Here is a 19,775-nt window from a genome sequence, read left to right as displayed (position 1 = left end):
CGGTTAATCCCCCCGCACCAGCGTAAAGAAGTCGACCCGGCTGGAGGCGACCGAGCGGGCGCGCAACTGGCGTTGTTCGTGCAGCAGCGCGGCCAGCGGTTCAATCAGCTGCTGTTGCAGCAATTCGGCCTGATCAGGCTGTTGCAGCAGGGCGTCCGCCAGCGCGCAGAGTTCGGCGTGGGCCTTGTCGCGCCCGGCGATATAGCTGTAGCCATAACCGCCGTTTTCCAGCTGCACTACCGCACGGGTGACGGTCATGTCGCCCAGCACAAAGCGGCGGCCGGTGGCGCCCATGCGCCCTTGCAGCTGCGCCAGGCCAATCTCCGGCGCGCGAATGCTTTGGTAGCGCGGGCTGAGGTTCAGCGCCTGCCAGTGGCTGCGCAACTGGGCCGGCTGGCTGTGCGCCAGTACCGACATCCAGCGTTGTCTCGGCTGTAAGGCTTGCATTTAGTGCTCCATCGTCAGTTCAATCATGTCGGCGCGCGCCAGGCTGACGGAGTATTCCGCCACGTTGGCGCTGCCGGTGCAGACGTTCAGGGTGCGCACGCACAGCAGCGGCGCGTGGGTGGCGATCTCCAGCAGCCGGCTCTCTTTGGCCTGCGCCCGGCGGGCGCTGATACGCGTCTGGCTGCGGGTCAGCGGCTGGTGAATATGCTGTTCGATAAATTCGTGCAGCGAGCCGTTGTGGAACTGTTGCAGGGCCGGCCACCAGTCCAGATCGGGCAGATAATGGTCGATCAGGCTCATCGGCACGCCATTGACCCGGCGCAGGGTGCGCAGGTGGATCACCGTTTCGCCTTCTTCACGCGACAGTGCGCTGGCGATATGCCCATTGCACGGGCGTAATACAGCGAGTAAGCGCTCACTGGTGGGGTGACTTCCCTGCTCGAGCAGGTTCTGGCTGAAGCGGGTATTGGCATGCAGCGGATAGTCATACGGGCGCATCAGCACCAATATGCCGATGCCGGGCCGGCGCTGCAGCCAACCGCGATCCACCAACTGATCCACTGCGCGGCGTAGGGTATGACGATTGACCTGATAGCGGTCCGCCAACTGTTGCTCGGAAGGCAGATAGTCGCCACAGCGGTATTGGGTGCGCAACTCTTGCTCCAGCTGCGCGGCGATCTGCTGGTAACGGGTGGGGAAGCTGGTCGGATGTCTAGATAAGTTCATCATAATAAAAACCTCGGCGTGCCGGATACCTATTAAACTTTATGATTTATCAGGATTTCTTACAGTACTGGTGCTTACCCTATGACTTTCAAATTGTAGCCAGGCGGCCAGCCCGCTCATCGCCAGGCGCTTACTAAAGTCAAGTAACCGGGGTGAGTGAGTGCAGCTAACAACGCTACGGCTTGAAAGGCGACGGGTATGTCCTGTGGCTTTCAAGTTGGCATTATGTTGCCGCCGCCAGATGACAATCGCGTTACGCGTCGGTGGCGAACAGATGAACTATTTTGGACAGGCCGATGATGCGCAGGGGCCGACGGCGCGCTAAGCTAGCGCTATTGATGCACTGACCTGAGCCAACCCTATGCCGCAACCTTTGACCGCTCCTGAAAATACCGCTCGCGCCTGGCCGCTGTGGAAACCGATTCTGTTCCTGCTGGTGGTGGCTATCGGCCTCTACTACGTCAAATGGCAGCCTTATTACGGCAAGGCTTTTCTGGCGGCGGACACGCACTCCATCGGCAAATCGATTCTGGCCAATGCCGACAGCAGCCCATGGCAGGCGGCCTGGCACTATGCGCTGGTGTATTTCACTGCGGTGTGGAAGGCGGCGGTGCTCGGCGTGTTGCTGGGCTCGTTGGTGCAAGTGCTGATCCCACGCGACTGGCTGGTGCGCACCCTGGGCCACCCGCGTTTCTCCGGCACCCTGCTGGGCGCGGCGATCGCACTGCCGGGCATGATGTGTACCTGTTGTGCTGCACCGGTGGCCGCCGGGTTGCGGCGCCAGTCGGTCTCCAGCGGCGCGGCGATGGCGTTCTGGTTGAGTAACCCGGTGCTGAATCCGGCAACGTTGATTTTTATGGGTTTTGTGCTCGGCTGGCCGTTTGCCGCTATCCGGCTGGTGGCCGGTGTGATTATGGTGCTGGGCGTCGCCTGGCTGGTGCAACGGGTCACCGCCAGGGATCCGCAGCCGGCCGCGTTGCAAGCGCCGGCGGTGCCGCTGGTGAAAACCGAGGAGCGGCCGTTCCTCGGTCGCTGGTTGAAAGCGCTGTGGGCGCTGTTTTGGGCGACCATTCCCGTTTACATTGTGGCGGTGCTGGCGCTGGGTGCGGCGCGCGTGTGGCTGTTCCCGCATGCCGATGGGGCGATAGACAATAGCCTGCTGTGGATTATCGCCCTGGCGATCGCCGGTTGCCTGTTCGTGATCCCCACCGCAGCGGAAATCCCGATTGTGCAGACCATGATGCTGGCGGGCATGGGCACCGGCCCGGCGCTGGCGCTGCTGATGACCCTGCCGGCGGTCAGCCTGCCTTCATTGCTGATGCTGAACAAAGTCTTCTCCGCCAAAGCGCTGTGTCTGACCGCATTGCTGGTGGTGTTGTGCGGGATCGCGACGGGTCTGGTGGGAATGGGGTTGATGTAGTCTATTGCTGGTTATTGGTGGCCCGATGCTATCTCAAAGGAGGAGATGAAAATGGAACAGAGGAATAAACCTGAAATGGACGCGAAGTTTATGCCCCAAGAGGAAGAGTTGCGCGAGAGAGTGGATGCCGCCTTTGAACGTTTAAGAACCGGTCAAGCGGTTTATATAAGCCATTCCGATGTAGAAAAAAGAATGGCTATATTCAAAGCGAAAATCCGGGCTCGTTATCGTTGATAAGGTTGAGCTGTGCTCGCTCAGACCTGAACTGACAGTTTCTACGAGTAGAGCACAATCTTATCTGGCAGTCGGGCTTTGAGCGAGGAGCGAATATTCCTATTTACTTTACTTTTAGCTGTTTGGTATAAATTTTATCGACAGGAAAACAGATAAAACCTCAACTTAAGAAAGAGATTCGAATGATTAAATTGACCGGTCGTTTAGTATGCACAAGCGTCTATGAGGCAGATCTTGTCCGCCAATATCTTCCAGAGCATAAGAGACTTACAAAAGAGGAGTTTGGGTGTATTTCTTTTGAAGTCACTGAAACAACGGATCCTCTGATCTGGAAAGTTGAAGAGCTATTCAAAGATCAGGCTACCTTCGATGCTCATCAAAATAGAACCAAAGCTTCAGTGTGGGGAAATGAAACCAGCACTATCGCTCGTGAATATGAAATATTTGAAGTTGAATAGTCGTACAGCTTCTGATTTTCAGAATAACCGCATCCGATACAAAACAGACAAGCACGGAGCTCTCATTTCGCTAAGAGTGGAAATCTACTTTGAAATAGTTCAACTTACATGTAGGAAGAATCTCGCGATTAACGAGATATTTAGAATATCACTTACACCCAATTATAAACACTTTATGACCAACTAAGTCGCTTAAGATTTTTCAAAACGTATTTTTTTTCGCATGTAGAGTTAATCAAATAAGGATTTTCGCTATTCAAAAGGATAGGGTAATCATCAATAAAATCATCAGTATAGGATGCATGCTATTTTGTTGACACACCTATGCTCTTTATTGTTTTCACTTTCTCTTCATTCCTGCAGTGGGTGCTTCCAATCCAACCACCAAATAAATATTTGGATAACGGAGTTCCTATGACTTCAATGTCAAGATTTACAGCATCTAGAATTTTATATGCTAGCAACTCAGGTGCAGCAGTGGCAATTATAACTCGACGGCCTTCGTTTAAATGTTTTAAAATCTCCTCAAATCCATCATAAAACCACCTGACACCATTTATTTCCCCATCTCTAATTTTAGACGAAAACGAAGAGAAACTGTCTATCATTTCTCTTTCATCCATCCTGAAAGATGCGACAAATAATAGCATGTATGCACCAATGAATTTGAATTTCTTGGACTTCAGAAAAACCAGAGCTATGGGTGCCAAGATGGCCGCACACAAGAACCTTAACTTCCCGGACTTAAACCTCATCAACATCCAGGCTTTGGTAGAATCTCCAGACAAGAGAGTCTTATCCAAATAAAAAATAACAACTTTACTCATAAATACCTCGTACAGTTTGCATAAACTTAAAATTGTTATTTCTATGAAGTTGACTATGAAGAAGATAGAGAGAGTCAGCAACTACATTTTAAGGCACCATTGCCCTTGTCTATGCCCGCTCTGGCACAGAGCTTGCCGTCAGATTGGCTCTATGTTGTAGCTGTGTCAGGTCGAGTCTGGGCTAATACAGGTTGAGCCGTGTTTTGTTGGGTCAACGCAGCTTATGCACCACCTGGTTAGCGCTGCCGCGCCAGATCAGCGCCGGGTCTTTCAGATCCTGCACAAACTTGCCGTCAATCAATACGTTAATCCTGTCCACCACCTGCATCTGCTGCGCGTCCAGCTCCGCCAGCCGGTAGCCGGTCCATAGCCAGATATCCTTGCCGGGGCACTCGGCGCGTACCCGTTTCACCAGTTGCAAAATCGACGGGACGTTGGCCGGGTGCAGCGGATCGCCACCGGACAGCGACAGCCCCTGGCGCGGAATGCGTGCGTCGTTGAGATCGGCAATCAGCCGGTCTTCCATTTCCTGAGTAAAAGGCTGGCCGGAATTCAGTCGCCAGGTACTTTTGTTGTAACAGCCGACGCATTGGTGCACGCAGCCGGCGACAAACAGCGTGCAGCGGGTGCCGGGGCCGTTGACCACATCGATAGGGTAGTACTGGTGATAATTCATCTGAGGCCTGCCCATCAGGCTATTTTACTGGCCATTTTGCCTCCGGGCAGTGCTGCAAATCCTCACGTACTGCGTGTACGCTCCGGTTTTTACGCGCTGGCCGAAGACAAACTGGCGGCGACAATAACGCCTGATGAACAGGCTTATGCATAGGTTTAACGGCATTTTTCAGCCGAGCTGCCCATTGCCGAGGTGTTTCACCCGGCGTTTTACCTCTTCCTGCTTGCCGGCGTTGAACGGCCTGGCATCTGGGCTGCCGAGGTAGCCGCACACCCGGCGGGTGACCGACACCTTGGACGGCTCGTGGTTGCCGCATTTCGGGCAGGTAAAGCCCTTGCTGGTACAGGCGAATTCGCCGGTAAAGCCGCACTCGTAGCACTCATCGATCGGTGTGTTGGTGCCGTAATAAGGCACGCGGCTGTAGCTGTAATCCCACACGTCTTCCAGCGCTTTCAAATTGTGTTGCAGGTTGGGGTATTCGCCGTAACAGATGAAACCGCCGTTGGCCAAGGGTGGATAAGGCGCCTCAAAGTCCAGTTTGTCGTACGGGTTGACCTTTTTTTCCACGTCGAGATGGAAACTGTTGGTGTAATAGCCCTTGTCGGTAACGCCCGGCACCACGCCGAAATCGGCGGTATCCAGCCGGCAGAAACGGTCGCACAGGTTCTCGCTGGGCGTGCTGTAGAGGCTAAAACCGTAGCCGGTCTCTGCTTTCCAGCTGTCGGTGGCGTCGCGCAGGCGTTCGACGATAGCGACCGCTTTGGCGCGCAGCGCGGCATTGTCGTAAACGTGTTGCTCGTTGCCGAACAGCGCGTTGATGGTTTCATGCAGGCCGATATAGCCCAACGAAATCGACGCGCGGCCATTTTTGAAAATATCGGCGATATTGTCGTCCGCCTTCAGCCGTACGCCGCAGGCACCTTCCATATACAGGATCGGGGCGACTCGCGCCTTGATGCCTTCCAGCCGGGCGATACGCGTCATCAGCGCCTTTTTCGCCAGCAGCAGCCGCCGGTCCAGCAGACGCCAGAAATGCGCCTCGTCGCCGACCGCTTCCAGCGCGATACGCGGCAGGTTCAGGCTGATCACGCCGATATTATTGCGGCCGTCGTGCACCAGTTCGCCATCTTCCTCGTAGGTGCCGAGGAAACTGCGGCAGCCCATGGGCGTTTTAAAGGAACCTGTGACTTTAACCACCTGATCGTAATTGAGAATGTCCGGGTACATGCGCTTGCTGGCGCATTCCAGCGCCAGCTGTTTGATGTCGTAGTTCGGGTCGCCGTACTGGTGGTTCAGGCCGTCGCGGATGGCGAACACCAGTTTGGGAAATACCGCCGTCTTGCGGTTCTTGCCCAGCCCGGCGATACGGTTTTTCAGGATTGAACGCTGGATCAGCCGCGATTCCCAGCAGGTGCCCAGGCCGAAGCCGAAGGTGACGAACGGCGTTTGGCCGTTGGCGGTGTGCAGGGTGTTGACCTCGTATTCCAGCGACTGGAAGGCGTCGTAACACTCTTTCTCGGTGCGCGCCATCGCATAGCCCTGTGCGTCCGGGATCTGCCACTGCCCGGCCACCTGGCGGTGTTTTTCGAAGCTTTCGCTGACGAAGGGAGCGAGGATCTCGTCGATGCGGTTAATGGTGGTGCCGCCATAAATATGGCTGGCCACCTGCGCGATAATTTGGGCGGTCACGGCGGTGGCGGTGGAGATCGATTTCGGCGGTTCGATCTCGGCATTGCCCATCTTGAAGCCGTTGGTCAGCATGCCTTTCAGATCGATCAACATGCAGTTGAACATCGGGAAGAACGGCGAATAGTCGAGGTCGTGGTAGTGGATCTCGCCGCGTTCATGCGCCAGCACCACGTCACGCGGCAGAATGTGCTGCTTGGCGTAGTGTTTGGCGACGATCCCGGCCAGCAGATCGCGCTGGGTGGGGATTACCTTGCTGTCTTTATTGGCGTTCTCGTTCAGCAACGCCATATTGCTTTGCTCGACCAGGCCGCGGATCTCCTGGTTCAGCCGCCCGCGCAATTCGCGCGCCACGTCGCGATCGTGGCGGTATTCGATATAGGCGCGCGCCAGCTGCTTGTATTCGCCGGCCATCAGCTGATTTTCCACCGCCTGCTGAATGTCATGGATATCCACGCGCGGCTGTTGCGCCATCCGTTGAGCGACCACCCGGGCCACGGTTGCGCAGTAATCGGCATCGACAATCCCGACGGCCAGTGCGGCCCGTTCGATAGCCTGCCCAATACGTGCCTCGTCAAAAGAGACCTGACAACCGTCCCGTTTAATCACTATTGGTTTCACGTTGCGACTCCTTGTTCCCCGAAGGATAGGTTATCCACAGGGCAACGCCGCAGCGCACAAGGGCTACGGCAGCGTGTGGATGACTTTGTGGATAACTACCATATATAGTTGATTTGTTTTCTTTAAACACTATATATAGATATTGGCGGGGTTCTTTTGATGTAGGACAAGGAAAGCGGAAGAGCGTGCGCAAGCTGTACAGACGTCAATCTGCTCACGGGCGATCGCGAAAATGCGCCAGCAGGAAGTCGACCCAGGCGCGCACCCGTGGCGGCAGATCCGCAGAGGCGTAGTACAGCCACAGCTGCGTCGGTTGCGGCCAGCAATCCGGCAGTACCGGTTGCAGAGTACCCTGCGCAAAATGGGGCTCTGTGTACCAGCGCGCCAGGCAGACGATACCCAGCCCGGCCAACGCGGCGTCCAGCAGCATCTCCGGCCGGCTGGCGACCAGGCGGCCGTGCAACTCCAGGGGTTTGGTTTCGCCGTGCCGGCGCAGCGGCCATTTTACGCTGCGGCCGTTGGCCGGATTGCGGTGCAGCAGGCAGTTATGCCGCAACAGATCGTCCGGATCCTGCGGCGTGCCGTGCTGCGCCAGATAACCGGGTGACGCCGCCAACACCATCTGCATCTGATACAGCGGTCGCGCCACCAGCCGGCTGTCGGGATCGACCCGGCTGCCGATACCCACGTCAAAGCCTTCGCCCACCAGATTGACGACTCGCGCATCCAGCGAAAGATCGAGATCGATCTGCGGATAACGCTCAAGGAACTGCGGGATCAACGGCATCAGCATCTGGCGGCCGAAGCCGGGGATCATGCTGACGCGCACGGTGCCTGAGGGATCTTGCTGCGTGCCGCCGGCGTTTTCCAGCGTGGCGGACAGCGCCTGCCACAGCGGTGCCACCTGCGCCAGCAGCGCTTTGCCTTCGTCTGTCAGCACCACGTTGTGGGTGTTGCGCTGGAACAGACGCAGCGCCAGCTTTTCTTCCAGTACGCGGATATTTTTGCTGACCGCCGCCGGGGTAACGCCTAACTGACGGGCGGCGGCGGAAAAGTTTTGCGCCTGGGCGGCGCTGAGAAAAGCCGGCAGCAGGCGATGCACGTCAAAGGGCAGCGACATAGTGGTTGATACTTTCAGTTGAAATTGAAGTGACAAAGAACAGCCTACACCCTGGGCGAAGGAAATGGAAAAATGCGATATCAATTTTCAACCGAGGATCTCGTATGTCACGTATTTTAGCGTTAACCGCTCACCGCTTTCCCGATGATTCACGCGTCAACAAGGCGCTGATCGAAGCGCTGAACACGCAGCCCAAGGTTACCGTGCATGAACTGATGCGCACTTATCCGGATTACCGTATCGACGTGGCCCGCGAACAGGAACTGCTGCAAAGCCACGACGCGGTGGTGATGCTGTTCCCGTTTTACTGGTATAGCTCGCCGGCGATCCTCAGCGAATGGCAGGATGCGGTATTAACCTACGGTTTCGCCTACGGCAGCGAAGGCACCAAACTGCACGGCAAACCGCTGCAACTGGTGGTGACCACCGGTGGCAATCCGCAGGCTTATACGCCGGAAGGCTACAACCGCTATCCGGTGGCGGATCTGCTGCGGCCATTCAATGCCATGGCCAACCTGACCGGCATGGATTATCTGTCGCCGCATTTGGTGCAGGGGGTGTTTGATATGAGCGATGAACGCCTGGCGCAAGAGGCTGCCGGGGTGGTGAAGTTGCTGCAAAAATTGTAGGGCGCAGCGGGTTGCCGCACTGTGCCCGCAGAGTGGCTGCTAAATAGCTGCGCCGAATAGGGCTACAGGTAGGGTCATGCAGAGCGCCGACACGCCGTGAACCCGTCCCTGGGGGCTCGTATCGCACATCCCTGCGCTCAACGGTCGGCTAACCTGCCATGACGTCCACCCACCTCAAGCTTAGGGTGTAGCGGTATTAAACGCAGTTATTTAGTCCTCCAACAGCCACCATACCGCTTCGAACGGCCGCAGGGTCATCGCCTGCGGTTGGTCCGCCGCATCGGCGTAGTTGCCCATCAGCGGGCGCCACTGGTTAGAGGGCTCCACGCCTTCGGCTTCCCAGGCCAGCGGTTCGCGGCTCAGGTTGGCTGCCACCAGCAAACGCTGCCCGTTCCAGCTACGCTGGTAGCACCACAGCGCCGGGTGCGCAGGCGCCAGATCCTGGTAGTCGCCGTGGGTCAGCAGCGGATACTGCTTGCGCAGGGTGATCAACTGGCGGTAGGCGTAAAACACCGAATCCAGATCGGCCAGCGCCGCTTCGGCATTGATTTGCGGGTAGTTTTCCGCGCAACCGATCCACGGCGTGCCGCAGGTGAAACCGGCGTTCGGCGCGGCGCTCCACTGCATCGGCGTGCGGCCGTTATCGCGCGATTTACTGGCCAGGATCGCCAGCAGCTCGGCGTCGCTCTTGCACTGGGCGCTCAGTTCGGCATACATGTTCAGGCTTTCCACATCGCGATACTGCCCGATGTCGCTAAAGCCCGGGTTGGTCATGCCAATCTCTTCGCCCTGATAAATATACGGCGTGCCCTGCATGCCGTGCAGCACCATGGCCAGCATCTTGGCGGCCGGCACCCGCAGTTCGCCCTCATCGCCGAAGCGCGAGACGATGCGTGGCTGATCGTGGTTACACCAGAACAGTGCGTTCCAGGCGCGGTTATGCATCCCCTGTTGCCAGTGGCGGAAAATCTGCTTCAGTTCGACGTAGTCCGGCGCCGCCAGCGTCCATTTTTCGCCGCCGGCGTAGTCCACTTTCAGATGGTGGAAGTTGAAGGTCATCGACAGCTCTTCGCCGCTGCGCGCCGCATACTGTTGGCAATGTTCCAGCGTGGTGGAAGACATTTCGCCGACGGTCATCAGGCCGCGCGGCTGGAACACGTCGCGGCTCATCTCTTGCAGGAATTCGTGAATGCGCGGGCCGTCGGTGTAGAAACGGCGGCCGTCGCCCAGGGGATCGGACGGGAAATCCTGCTGCTTGGAGACCAGGTTGATCACGTCGAGACGCAGGCCGTCGACGCCCTTGTCCGCCCAGAACTGACACACTTTTTTCAGCTCTTCACGCACCGGCGGGTGTTCCCAGTTGAGGTCCGCCTGTTCGGTGGCGAACAGGTGCAGGTAATACTGGCCGCTGTCGGCGTGCCACTGCCAGGCATTGCCGCCGAACTTGGAACGCCAGTTGTTCGGCAACGCATCGCCTTCGCCGTCGCGCCAGACATAGAACTGGCGGAACGGGCTGTCAGGATCTTGCGAAGCCTGGAACCACGGGTGTTCGGTCGAGGTATGGTTGAACACCATATCCATCACGATACGGATGCTGCGCTGGTGGGCGGCGGCGATCAGACTGTCGAAATCCTCCATGGTGCCGTAGGCCGGGTCGATGGCGCAGTAATCTGCCACGTCATAACCGTTGTCCACCTGCGGGGAGACATACACCGGCGTCAGCCAGATGGCGTCGACGCCCAGCTCCTGCAGATAGTCCAGCCGCTGGGTCACACCGGCCAGATCGCCGTAGCCGTTACCGGTGCTGTCCTGAAAACTCTTCGGATAGATTTGGTAGATGACACCGTTCTGCCACCAGGGGATTGGATTGCTCATAATTATACCTTTGAATCGTGACAACGGGCCCGGTGTACCGGGCCCCTACATTTCAATCAGACCGGCAGTTCGCCGCGGGCAGCTTTGCGCTTATAGACCATGATGGTCAGCAGCATTGGGATCACCACGGCCACCACAATCGCCGCCGAGTAAACCAGCCAGAACTGCGGTTTGATGGACAGAATACCCGGCAAACCGCCGACGCCGATGCCATTGGCCATCACGCCGTCCAGGCCGCAGATTAGGCCGGCGAAGGCGGAGCCGATCATCGCGCACAGCATCGGGAAGCGGTACTTCAGGTTGATCCCGTACATCGCCGGTTCGGTGACGCCGAGGTAAGCGGAAATCGCCGCCGGTACCGAAATTTCACGCTCGTTGGCCTTGCGGCTGACGATGATAATGCCCAATACCGCAGAAGCCTGCGCAATGTTGGACAGCGCAATCAGCGGCCAAACCGGGGTGCCGCCCATGCTCTGGATCATCTGCATGTCGATAGCCAGCGTGGTCTGATGTACACCGGTAATCACCAGCGGCGCATACAGGAAGCCGAACAGCGCGGCGCCAATCGGGGCGAAGCTGCCGGTCATGACGGCTTTCACCGCCCAGGCCACGCCGTCGCCGATCATGCGGCCAAACGGCCCGATCAGCGCGTGCGCCAGGAATACCGCCAGCAGCAGTGAAACGACCGGCACCACCACCAGATACAGGTAATCGGGCACGATCTTTTTCAGGCGGGTTTCAATCCAGCCCAGCGCCATACCGGCCAGCATGGAAGGGATCACCTGCGCCTGATAGCCGACTTTCTGAATGGCGAACCAGCCGAAGTTCCACACTTCCGGCACTTGCTGCCCGAGTTGGTAAGAGTTCATCAACTGCGGGGAGACCAGCGTGATGCCCAGCACGATGCCGAGCACCGGCGTGCCGCCCATTTTTTTCACCGTCGACCAGCAGATGGCCACCGGCAGGAACATGAAGATTGCTTCACCGAGCAGCCACAGGAAATCGTAGATGGTTTTCCACGCCGGGTGCATTTGCGCCAGCGTCTGGCCGCCGGACATCGGGATGTCGCCGATCACGTTGCGGAAGCCGAGGATCAGACCGCCGCTGATCAGCGCCGGCAGCAGCGGGAAGAAGATTTCGGCGAAGTGGGAGATAGCCCGCTCGCTCCAGGTCATGTTCTGGCGCGCCGCTACCTTGGCCTGCTCCTTGTCGGCTTCGTTGACGCCGGTGGTGGCGATCAACGCCTGATAGTAATCGCCGACCTCCGGGCCAATCACCACCTGGAACTGACCGGCGTTGGTGAAGCAGCCTTTGACCATCGGCAAGGTTTCTATTTCTTTTGGGTTGGCTTTGGCGGGGTCGTTAAGGACGAAACGTAACCGGGTAATGCAATGGCTGACGGTGGCGATATTATCGCGTCCGCCCACCAGTACAATCAGGCGGTCGATATCCTGTTGCTTAACTTTGCTCATTATAAAGTACCTTTTTTGGGTAAGGCGCAGAGGTGTTGGCTGAGTAATGATCAAAGCTTAGTCATTCCCCTTTTTTTATGGAATGGGAACGTTCCCGGTTTGGGGCGACGATCACAAAACGATAAAAAAATGACCGCATTATGCGTTCAGGAAGAGGGTAGTCCTCACGAGTGTGGGGGAGGGAGCTTGTGAAGCAGCCAAAACATCCTGCAGACTCCGTTTGGTTGTATTATCCTGAACCGGAATAACAAAGAGTTAGCTTTCCCTTATCGGGAAAAAGGTCGATTGAAGACATCGATACTCAAGACTTTTGCAACGTGATGCCGGCGGCGGCATCGCAATAGATTTTTCAAGGAAGAATAATGACCCTGATAGCCCCCCGTACCCTTATCTTGTGTACCGCGCTGTTCCTGAGCGCTTGCGCCAGCCAGCAAACCAGCCCTGAACGTCACGCCCGGCATGCCATTCACCAACTGGCCCAGGCGCACTTTGATCCCAATACCCGTACGCAGATTTCGGACTCGATAAAATCGTCCATTCCGTTTTTTGACCAGTTCTATCAGATAGGGAAAACCGATCGGGCTAATGGCATGACGCGCCAGCAGGCACAGCAGAGGGAGGCTGAGTTCCGCAGCCCTGAATTCCTCAGTGACGTAGGGCAAAAAGGGATATTTATCAATCGCAAATACTCGACGGATAACCCGCAAAAACAACGGCAGATCCTGTTGGATTCTGCCGTTGCCACCTACTGGGATGGTTACGAAGGGCGGCCTTGAAGGGCATAGATAAGTGGATAGCATAGTGAGAGGCTATTAATGAAAACGCCCAACAAACGAGAATTTGTTGGGCGTTGCTTAAAATTCAACTGATCAGAAGGGCGGGGAATTAAAGCAGATTGAATTTCTCCAGAATCGCTTTCACTTCCTTCTTTAACCCAGCTTCATCCAGTTCATAATCAACACGGTCTGAATCTGGATTATAAATTTCAGCTGCCATAAATAATTCTTCACCACAATTCAAAACGTTCTTGTCTTGATCTTTAATACCGTACAAATTATTTCTTTCAATGCATATATCTTCAGAAAATTGAAGCGCATTAACTTTTGAATTCAAAAAATTTCTTGCTAATTCTATTACCGCCATCTTGTTCATAAATCACCTGTTTCTAAATAGATTCTGCCATTATCCGCATCGGGATTTATTTTCCATCCTGAGAGGAAATCGCCGTTGGCTTTGAGGATAACAACCCTCATGCTCTTGGGATTGAAGTAAACTTTAGACCCTTTTTCCCGTCGGTATGTTCCCCTCTCAACGGTCTCTTTATCTGCCAAATGCGCATTGACCTCATCACGGAATTTTGTCAGCGTTTCACGATTTTTCTTTGTGTCACTGATGCCAAAATCAATGGCATGTTTGAATTTTTTATCCAGTTGTTTGCGGGTAAATCGTCCCGAATCAAGAGGATCACTCTGCATTACATAAATCGGCTCGACGCCACTGCCCGTGGCATCCGGTTGCCAGTAGATGAAGTCCTGCAGCTCTTTAAGGTCATCCGCCGGGAAGCTGGTGGTAACTATACTATCAGCCTGTTTTACTGTCGTGCCAGTATGCACTGGCGTGACGGGGGCAGGCGAACTGTTTCCTGTACTCACCTCGGTGATAAATAATACGTACCAGACAGACACCACCAGCGAAAACGCCCAACAAATATGCGTTTACCGGGCGTTTCTTTAAATTAAATTTTTCAAAAATTGCGAGGAATTAAAGCAGGTTGAATTTCTCTAGAATAGATTTCACTTTCTTCCGTAACCCAGCTTCATCCAGTTCATAATCATAACGATCGGGTTCATGGTTATAACAATCTGCCAGGCAGAATATGCTGGATGAGGCTTCATCTACATCTTTCCCTTCGATTTTTAATTTATTGAAATCCCTTTCCTCATTTCTCATTAAAATATACGGGTCTGCAAATTTATCAGCATCGATCTTCGATTCAACAAATTGTTTTGCGAAATAAATAAGTCTGCTACTCATCTTAAAACTCCTTTTCCAACGTAGTTTTGGTATTGCTGACTATCTTTTTCAAACTCCATCCTGATACGAGGTTGTTGTCATTACTGTCTACAATAACATTATTTTTTAGGGTTAAAAAATATCTTTGAATGCTTAATAAGTAGGTATGTCCCTTTTTCCGTAGCCCTGAACTCCTGAGTGAAGTGGGCAGAAGTGGATATTTATCAACCGCAAACATTCGGCAGATAACCCGCAAAAACAACGGAAGATCCTGCTGGATTCCGCCGTTGCCACCTATTGGGGTGGCTACGAAGGGCGACCTTGAGTGGCATAGATAAATACGCTATTAATGAAAAAGCCCAATAAACGAGAGTTTATTGGGCATTGTTTAAATAACGTTTTTCAGAAATGACGAAAGATCAAAGCAGGTTGAATTTTTCCAAGGTGGCTTTGACTTCTTTCTTTAACCCATCAGCGTCCAATTCACTTTCTCTTCGATCTGGATTGGAAGTATAGCAGTCAGCAAGGATAAAAATCTCAGATGCACACTCACCAACATCTTTGCTATCTTTGGCTAACAGTCCTGCCTTCCCTTCTTCTCTCCATAATTTAAAAAATTGTGACTCGAAATCATCAGCAGTTAATTGTGATGATATTAGTCTTTGGGCCAAGTCAATTAACTTTAGACTCATTATAAAACTCCTGTGTTAATATATCCGTTATATTGTGGTGAACCAGGAATTAAATTCCATCCAGAAACAAACTCGCCATCCTTATCGAGAACGACGACATTGTTTGTTTTAGTATTAAAGAACACCTTAGATCCCTTTTCCCGCCGATAAGTTCCTTTTTCCACAGTGTCTCTATCCTTCAAGTGTGCTTCAACTGCATCACGATATTGAGTCAACGTTACTCTATTTTTTTTCGTATCGGCAATACCAAAATCACTGGCGTGCTTAAATTTCTTGTCCAACTGTTTGCGGGTAAATCGTCCCGAATCAAGAGGATCACTCTGCATTACATAAATCGGCTCGACGCCACTGCCCGTGGCATCCGGTTGCCAGTAGATGAAGTCCTGCAGCTCTTTAAGGTCATCCGCCGGGAAGCTGGTGGTAACTATACTATCAGCCTGTTTTACTGTCGTGCCAGTATGCACTGGCGTGACGGGGGCAGGCGAACTGTTTCCGGTATGGGGAGGTGCTGTCGGCCCGACCGGAGCTGGGTTAATCAGGATGGTTCGCGATGGAGCACCACCCACCGACGGAAGCGTAATCCTATCCAGCCCGGTTTTCTCATCACGTACCGCCTTTAGAACAGGCACGCTCGCGGGTACGCCACCTATACTCGTTTTAACCAGTCTGACCTGTTGCTGACCATTCTCCATAACTAAAGAGCCACGGACCGGTAAGTCGACAGAGTGCATTTCCGGCGAAATGCTGACTTTGCCGGCAGCAATTAGATTAGCCTGAAAGCCAAACATGACAATGTCGCGTCCATAAAGCTTGTCGCTGCCTTTCCCTGCTTCTGTGGGCCAGAAGCCCATGACTAAAGCGCTAACAGTTGCCCCTGCGGTGCTGACGGTTGCGGCCTCAGCTAACGCAATAGCTCCTCGCCACACAGCCCCGGCTATTGAGCCCGCTAACTCACTGGTAGTGGTGAGAACGCCTTCGGCGGCAGTTGATAGCTGTAACATCCCTGGGGCACGATTTAGCACCATCGCTCCGACAGCTGCAAGGGACGCTTGAGCCGATTTAACCATTTCCGGTGTGTAAACCGGAGTAGGTTTTACTCCAGCTTTGGTCATTAACTCCGCTGTTTTCGCTCTAGCTTCCGCTTCGGCTCTTACTTTAGCTTCCGCTTCGGCTCTTACTTTAGCTTCCGCTTCGGCTCTTACTTTAGCTTCCGCTTCGGCTCTTACTTTAGCTTCCGCTTCGGCTCTTACTTTAGCCTCCGCTTCGGCTCTTGCCTTGGCTTCTGCGTTGGCTTTTGCTTCTCTTTCATTTTTTACTTGATTAATAGCTACAGTCAGTGACTGTGATTTTGATAGGACATCTGTAATAACCAGCGCTATGTTATCTAATGCTGCGAGCAAACGCTGTTTAGCATTGAATTCTTCTACTCGAGGCTTTACAGAGTATTCCTCCCAATATCTACGGGATACTGGCTCCAGGATTCTTGTTAAAATAATATCGTAATCAACAGGTGAGACATTAGTAAGACCCAATTTTGGAATTGCATCTTTCAAGGCTTTCTCTGCCGCATTATATTTCTGAACAACATTACTTTCGGCCGCTTGAACTTCATTATTGGCGTCTTGTAAGCCTTTAACGGCATCGCGAAGAATTTTTTCAGTACTTGATACCCTATCATCGGTATTAGTTTGAGTATTAACCACTTCGCGAAAAAAAGAATTTACACGATCAATAATCTGACTTACGGGCTCAACAACACGATCTCTGGCAGAGCTAATTTGGTCGTCAAACATTTTTTGTAACTGAGATAATTGACCGTAAGGGGTAAATTTAGGTGACTTGTCAGAGATGTACTCTACCTTTAAACGATCCTTCAAATAAACAGGGGCTACGTTCGGAGGTAACATAGATACAAACAAACCACCATTTGATGGAGGGGAATCCGGAATTGTATTTTTCGGTGGAGTAGAGTTACCAAAAATGGTGATAATAACGCTCCCATTAGCATCATAAGGCGATCCATTTTTATAGTATGCTATAGTGGCCATGATAATTTCCTTATTAATTTTATAAGTGGTTCTTGTATTTCTGGGAATTTAGTGTTCACCGGAGCCTGTTTTTTCCAGCGTTGCCAACCGAGCTTCCAACTCAAGCCGGGCCTCACGTTCTTCCTTTAACGCTTCGATCAAAAGTGCCACTACGCCATTGATATTAATTCCACGGGCATCTTTCAGAACGCTGCCGTCATTTAATTTCAGTTCGGTGGTGGTGACGGATTGAGGTAATACGTTCTCCACTTCCTGGGCTATTACGCCAGCCTCCGGAACGCCTTGTTTCAGGTAGGTATAGCCACTGATTTTCCCCAGCTTCTCCAGTGCGCCATCAATTTTCACGATTTCCGTTTTCATGCGGGCATCTGAGCTGCTGTGCCAGGCACCGTTGGTATAGGCATTGCCTTTATCCCGGAACTCATACCAACCGTCGCCTCCGCCATTGGCAACGCGAAGTGCCATTAGATGGTGATTCCCAATACGTTCATAATGACAAAGCTCGGCAAACAGGTTGCCTTGTCCCTGGAGGCGCAATCCGTAGGTCGTTCGGTCGGCATTGTTATTAACGTTCTTGTTGCCTTCAGCCACAATCCAGCCTTCCACATTGCGCTTGACCAGTTGCCCTGCCGAAAGCTCCGCGTTGGCTCTTACCTGGAGTTCGTTCCAGTTACCCTGTCTGTCGCGATATGAAATCAGGCCGCAATCTTCTTTACCCGGGGTAACCCGTGACCCCACCATCATCGTGGTGGTGACGTTGCCGCTGGTAAAATCGGTATGTACAGGCGGCGCGCCGTACGTTTGCCCGCTGATAAGAGAAGCGGGGCCGGTGGTGACCGCGCCAATGCCTGCGTTATGCGACACCAGCGCGCCGCCCGAGACATCCACGCCGTTACGCAGCGACACGCGGCCGGTAGAGAGGTTGAAGGAGAAGGGGCGCAGCGTATTCCACTGCCCGTCCTGCGCCTGCCCGTCCGGTGTGCTCAGGGCGTAAAAATCTTTGCCATCATTACGCAAGATTACGCCGGCATTGCCGTTTGCCAGACGAAAACCGTTTGGTGATTTGGAGACAATCTCACCGTCACTGACAACGCGTTTGCGCAATGTGGACAGTGATTTCAGTTCAGTGATGTCTTCATTAATGCCGTTAAGCACCTGAGCATTTTTCTTTTCTTCAGCCATGATGAATCTTCCTTTTTGACACTCTGTTATTTGATGGCTAACAGCATCCGGTATCCTTCCGCCCATTCTGGCTAATGGCTATCGGTGTTCACGTTCCGTGTGCTGCCAAACCGCTGGAACATACAATAAATAACTGTATGTTTGACCAGTATATTGTTGCTATGGGCGACAGAGGTCAATCAGGAAAGGCTATCCGTTGTTGTGTGGTGGCGGGTACAAAATGGCGAAGAACTTATGCCCACCTGATGTGGGCAAGAACCGGGGATGGCGGGTAGGGGGATTCATGGGGGCAAACCCCGCCGTCAGGCGAGTTTGCTGGGCACGATGATTTGGCGGATGCCCTGTTCGCCGCTGAGCTGGCCCAGCAGCTGTTGGGCGGCCTGCAACCCGGCGCTGCCGTAGCCCAGCTCGACCGAAAACGTCTCGGGGAACAGGAAATTAAGCAGCGGCGTATTGCCGATGCCGCAGACTTGCAGCGGGGCGATATGCTGCTGTTGCAGGTATTTGATGGCGCCGAGGGCGATGGTGTCGGAGGCGCACACCAGCGCGGTGGTCTGCGGGCCAATCACTTCGGCGGCCAGTTGAAAACCGCTCTGGTAACTCAGTTCGCCCAAGGCGACGCTCGGGGTGATCCGCTGCTGGCGGCAGGCGTCGAGATAGGCCTGATGGCGGCGCAGGCCGGTAGTGGCATCGGCAAGTTGCACCCCCAGATAGCTGATATGCCGGTGGCCCTGCTGTTGCAGGCGTTCCATCAGCAGCCGGACTGCGCCATCGTCGTCGTAGCAAACCGATGAAAACCCATCGTATTCGCGCGCCAGCACCACCATTTTTTCCTGCCAGGGGCTGAGCATGGCCGCCGTCAGGCCGGTGAAACCGAACAGGATCACCCCGTCGACGTTGCGCTGTTGCAGCACGTGCAGATGCTCTTCTACCAGGCGGGTTTCAAACTGGCTTTCCATCACGATCGGGTCGTAACCCTGCTGATACAGCAGCGGCAGCATGGTGCGCACCGCCTGGTTTTCCGACGGCGAATCGAGGCGGGAAACGATAATTCCCACCACTTTGTCGCTCTGCCCGCGCATGGCGCGCGCCGATTTGGACGGCGTAAACCCCTGCTGACGGATCACCGCTTCTACCCGTTCACGGGTTTGCGGGCTCACGCTGCCTTCGTTGTTCAATACGCGCGATACGGTGGATTTCCCCACGCCGCTCAGGCGGGCGATGTCCTTGATGGTCAGCCGGTTTTGCATGGTTTACTTATCGTTTAGGTTAAAAGGCGTAATCTGGCCGCCTGCGATGAATGCCCGTCAGCATAGCTTATTTTCCAGTATGGATCTTGGCGCAATGCGGGGATCTTCGTACTGCGCTGAACGGCCGCTCTTGTCGTTCGATCTTTTTATTTACCGGAGGTTATTACCCGTATGGATCCCGATCCGACCCCAACAGACACCCATTCGGTGTTCCGGTAAAACCTCTCCGCTTGGCGCGGCTGTTTTACCGGTGAAGTCAACGGTAACCGGTCGCGCGCGCTCTGTCGTTCGCTCCTGCTGCTTTTAAAAATACAAGAATCTGCCCCGGCAGAGGCTTTTGGCGTGTCCGAAAGCTTCGCCCGGGTGCAATTGTGCGTTTACCCGCCGCCATGAGGCTGC

General features: G+C 54.0%; 20 protein-coding genes. 5 read left to right on the top strand and 15 right to left on the bottom strand.

All coding sequences use genetic code 11. From position 1 onward, the window contains the following. Positions 1–3: 3 nt before the first annotated feature. Positions 4–447 (bottom strand): phosphonate C-P lyase system protein PhnG, encoded by a 444-nt coding sequence (gene phnG, locus D4100_RS13755; protein WP_065505813.1) that lies wholly within the window; start codon positions 445–447, stop codon positions 4–6. Further along, the gene (phnF, locus tag D4100_RS13750; protein ID WP_193395148.1) at positions 448–1,173 is read right to left on the bottom strand and encodes a phosphonate metabolism transcriptional regulator PhnF; all 726 of its coding nucleotides are present in this window, start codon (positions 1,171–1,173) and stop codon (positions 448–450) included. 361 nt (positions 1,174–1,534) lie between these two features. On the opposite strand from phnF, the gene D4100_RS13745 reads away from it, so the two are divergent. The 3 genes from D4100_RS13745 (at position 1,535) to D4100_RS13735 (ending at position 3,285) form a co-directional block, all read left to right on the top strand. Further along, positions 1,535–2,593 carry a permease gene (locus D4100_RS13745; protein WP_119804594.1) on the top strand — a complete coding sequence of 353 codons (1,059 nt, stop codon included), beginning with the start codon at positions 1,535–1,537 and terminating at the stop codon, positions 2,591–2,593. A gap of 45 nt (positions 2,594–2,638) precedes the next feature. After that, positions 2,639–2,827, top strand: a complete 189-nt coding sequence (locus tag D4100_RS13740; protein WP_244941670.1) for a hypothetical protein — start codon at positions 2,639–2,641, stop codon at positions 2,825–2,827. A gap of 182 nt (positions 2,828–3,009) precedes the next feature. Further along, positions 3,010–3,285: a putative quinol monooxygenase gene (locus D4100_RS13735; protein WP_065505816.1), complete on the top strand. Its 276-nt coding sequence runs from the start codon at positions 3,010–3,012 to the stop codon at positions 3,283–3,285. Positions 3,286–3,590: 305 nt separating this feature from the next. On the opposite strand, the gene D4100_RS13730 is transcribed toward D4100_RS13735, so the two are convergent. The 4 genes from D4100_RS13730 to D4100_RS13715 form a co-directional block, all read right to left on the bottom strand. Further along, entirely contained in the window at positions 3,591–4,112 is a 522-nt protein-coding gene (locus tag D4100_RS13730) for an HAD family hydrolase (RefSeq protein WP_244941669.1), read from the bottom strand. 211 nt (positions 4,113–4,323) lie between these two features. Beyond that, the gene (gene nrdG, locus D4100_RS13725) at positions 4,324–4,788 is read right to left on the bottom strand and encodes an anaerobic ribonucleoside-triphosphate reductase-activating protein (RefSeq protein WP_119804645.1); all 465 of its coding nucleotides are present in this window, start codon (positions 4,786–4,788) and stop codon (positions 4,324–4,326) included. A 168-nt stretch (positions 4,789–4,956) separates the two neighbouring features. Continuing rightward, a complete protein-coding gene (gene nrdD, locus D4100_RS13720) occupies positions 4,957–7,095 on the bottom strand; it encodes an anaerobic ribonucleoside-triphosphate reductase (protein ID WP_119804593.1) in 2,139 nt (712 codons plus the stop codon). 214 nt (positions 7,096–7,309) lie between these two features. Continuing rightward, positions 7,310–8,215: a LysR family transcriptional regulator gene (locus tag D4100_RS13715; protein WP_037432094.1), complete on the bottom strand. Its 906-nt coding sequence runs from the start codon at positions 8,213–8,215 to the stop codon at positions 7,310–7,312. A gap of 104 nt (positions 8,216–8,319) precedes the next feature. Between D4100_RS13715 and D4100_RS13710 the strand changes: the two genes are divergently transcribed. Next, positions 8,320–8,844, top strand: a complete 525-nt coding sequence (locus D4100_RS13710; RefSeq protein ID WP_119804592.1) for an NAD(P)H-dependent oxidoreductase — start codon at positions 8,320–8,322, stop codon at positions 8,842–8,844. Between the two features lie 210 nt (positions 8,845–9,054). Here the strand turns inward: D4100_RS13710 and treC are convergent, their stop codons facing one another. Beyond that, a complete protein-coding gene (gene treC, locus D4100_RS13705) occupies positions 9,055–10,719 on the bottom strand; it encodes an alpha,alpha-phosphotrehalase (protein ID WP_119804591.1) in 1,665 nt (554 codons plus the stop codon). A 56-nt stretch (positions 10,720–10,775) separates the two neighbouring features. Beyond that, the gene (treB, locus tag D4100_RS13700; RefSeq protein ID WP_020438342.1) at positions 10,776–12,191 is read right to left on the bottom strand and encodes a PTS trehalose transporter subunit IIBC; all 1,416 of its coding nucleotides are present in this window, start codon (positions 12,189–12,191) and stop codon (positions 10,776–10,778) included. 362 nt (positions 12,192–12,553) lie between these two features. On the opposite strand from treB, the gene D4100_RS13695 reads away from it, so the two are divergent. Then, positions 12,554–12,967, top strand: a complete 414-nt coding sequence (locus tag D4100_RS13695) for an Exc2 family lipoprotein (protein ID WP_119804590.1) — start codon at positions 12,554–12,556, stop codon at positions 12,965–12,967. Positions 12,968–13,076: 109 nt separating this feature from the next. Here D4100_RS13695 and D4100_RS13690 read toward each other — a convergent pair whose 3' ends face one another. The 7 genes from D4100_RS13690 to treR all read right to left on the bottom strand — a co-directional run bounded on the left by D4100_RS13690 (position 13,077) and on the right by treR (position 19,376). After that, positions 13,077–13,343 carry a colicin immunity domain-containing protein gene (locus D4100_RS13690; RefSeq protein WP_119804589.1) on the bottom strand — a complete coding sequence of 89 codons (267 nt, stop codon included), beginning with the start codon at positions 13,341–13,343 and terminating at the stop codon, positions 13,077–13,079. After that, on the bottom strand, positions 13,340–13,879 hold the full coding sequence (locus D4100_RS13685; protein ID WP_119804588.1) for an S-type pyocin domain-containing protein: 540 nt from the start codon (positions 13,877–13,879) through the stop codon (positions 13,340–13,342). Before D4100_RS13685 ends, D4100_RS13690 begins: the two co-directional genes overlap by 4 nt. A gap of 73 nt (positions 13,880–13,952) precedes the next feature. After that, on the bottom strand, positions 13,953–14,225 hold the full coding sequence (locus D4100_RS13680) for a colicin immunity domain-containing protein (protein WP_119804587.1): 273 nt from the start codon (positions 14,223–14,225) through the stop codon (positions 13,953–13,955). 398 nt (positions 14,226–14,623) lie between these two features. Beyond that, positions 14,624–14,896: a colicin immunity domain-containing protein gene (locus D4100_RS13670; protein WP_119804586.1), complete on the bottom strand. Its 273-nt coding sequence runs from the start codon at positions 14,894–14,896 to the stop codon at positions 14,624–14,626. Beyond that, a complete protein-coding gene (locus D4100_RS25910) occupies positions 14,896–16,944 on the bottom strand; it encodes an S-type pyocin domain-containing protein (RefSeq protein ID WP_244941668.1) in 2,049 nt (682 codons plus the stop codon). Before D4100_RS25910 ends, D4100_RS13670 begins: the two co-directional genes overlap by 1 nt. A 48-nt stretch (positions 16,945–16,992) precedes the next feature. Beyond that, positions 16,993–18,126 (bottom strand): tail fiber domain-containing protein, encoded by a 1,134-nt coding sequence (locus D4100_RS13655; RefSeq protein ID WP_119804585.1) that lies wholly within the window; start codon positions 18,124–18,126, stop codon positions 16,993–16,995. Between the two features lie 302 nt (positions 18,127–18,428). Beyond that, positions 18,429–19,376: a trehalose operon repressor TreR gene (gene treR, locus D4100_RS13650; protein WP_013811316.1), complete on the bottom strand. Its 948-nt coding sequence runs from the start codon at positions 19,374–19,376 to the stop codon at positions 18,429–18,431. Between the last annotated feature and the right edge of the window lie 399 nt (positions 19,377–19,775).

The sequence above is a fragment of the Serratia inhibens genome (assembly GCF_003591175.1).
Lineage (GTDB): Bacteria > Pseudomonadota > Gammaproteobacteria > Enterobacterales > Enterobacteriaceae > Serratia > Serratia inhibens.
The sequence above is the reverse complement of the archived record's forward strand: the minus strand, read 5'-3'. Positions and strand labels throughout refer to the sequence as shown.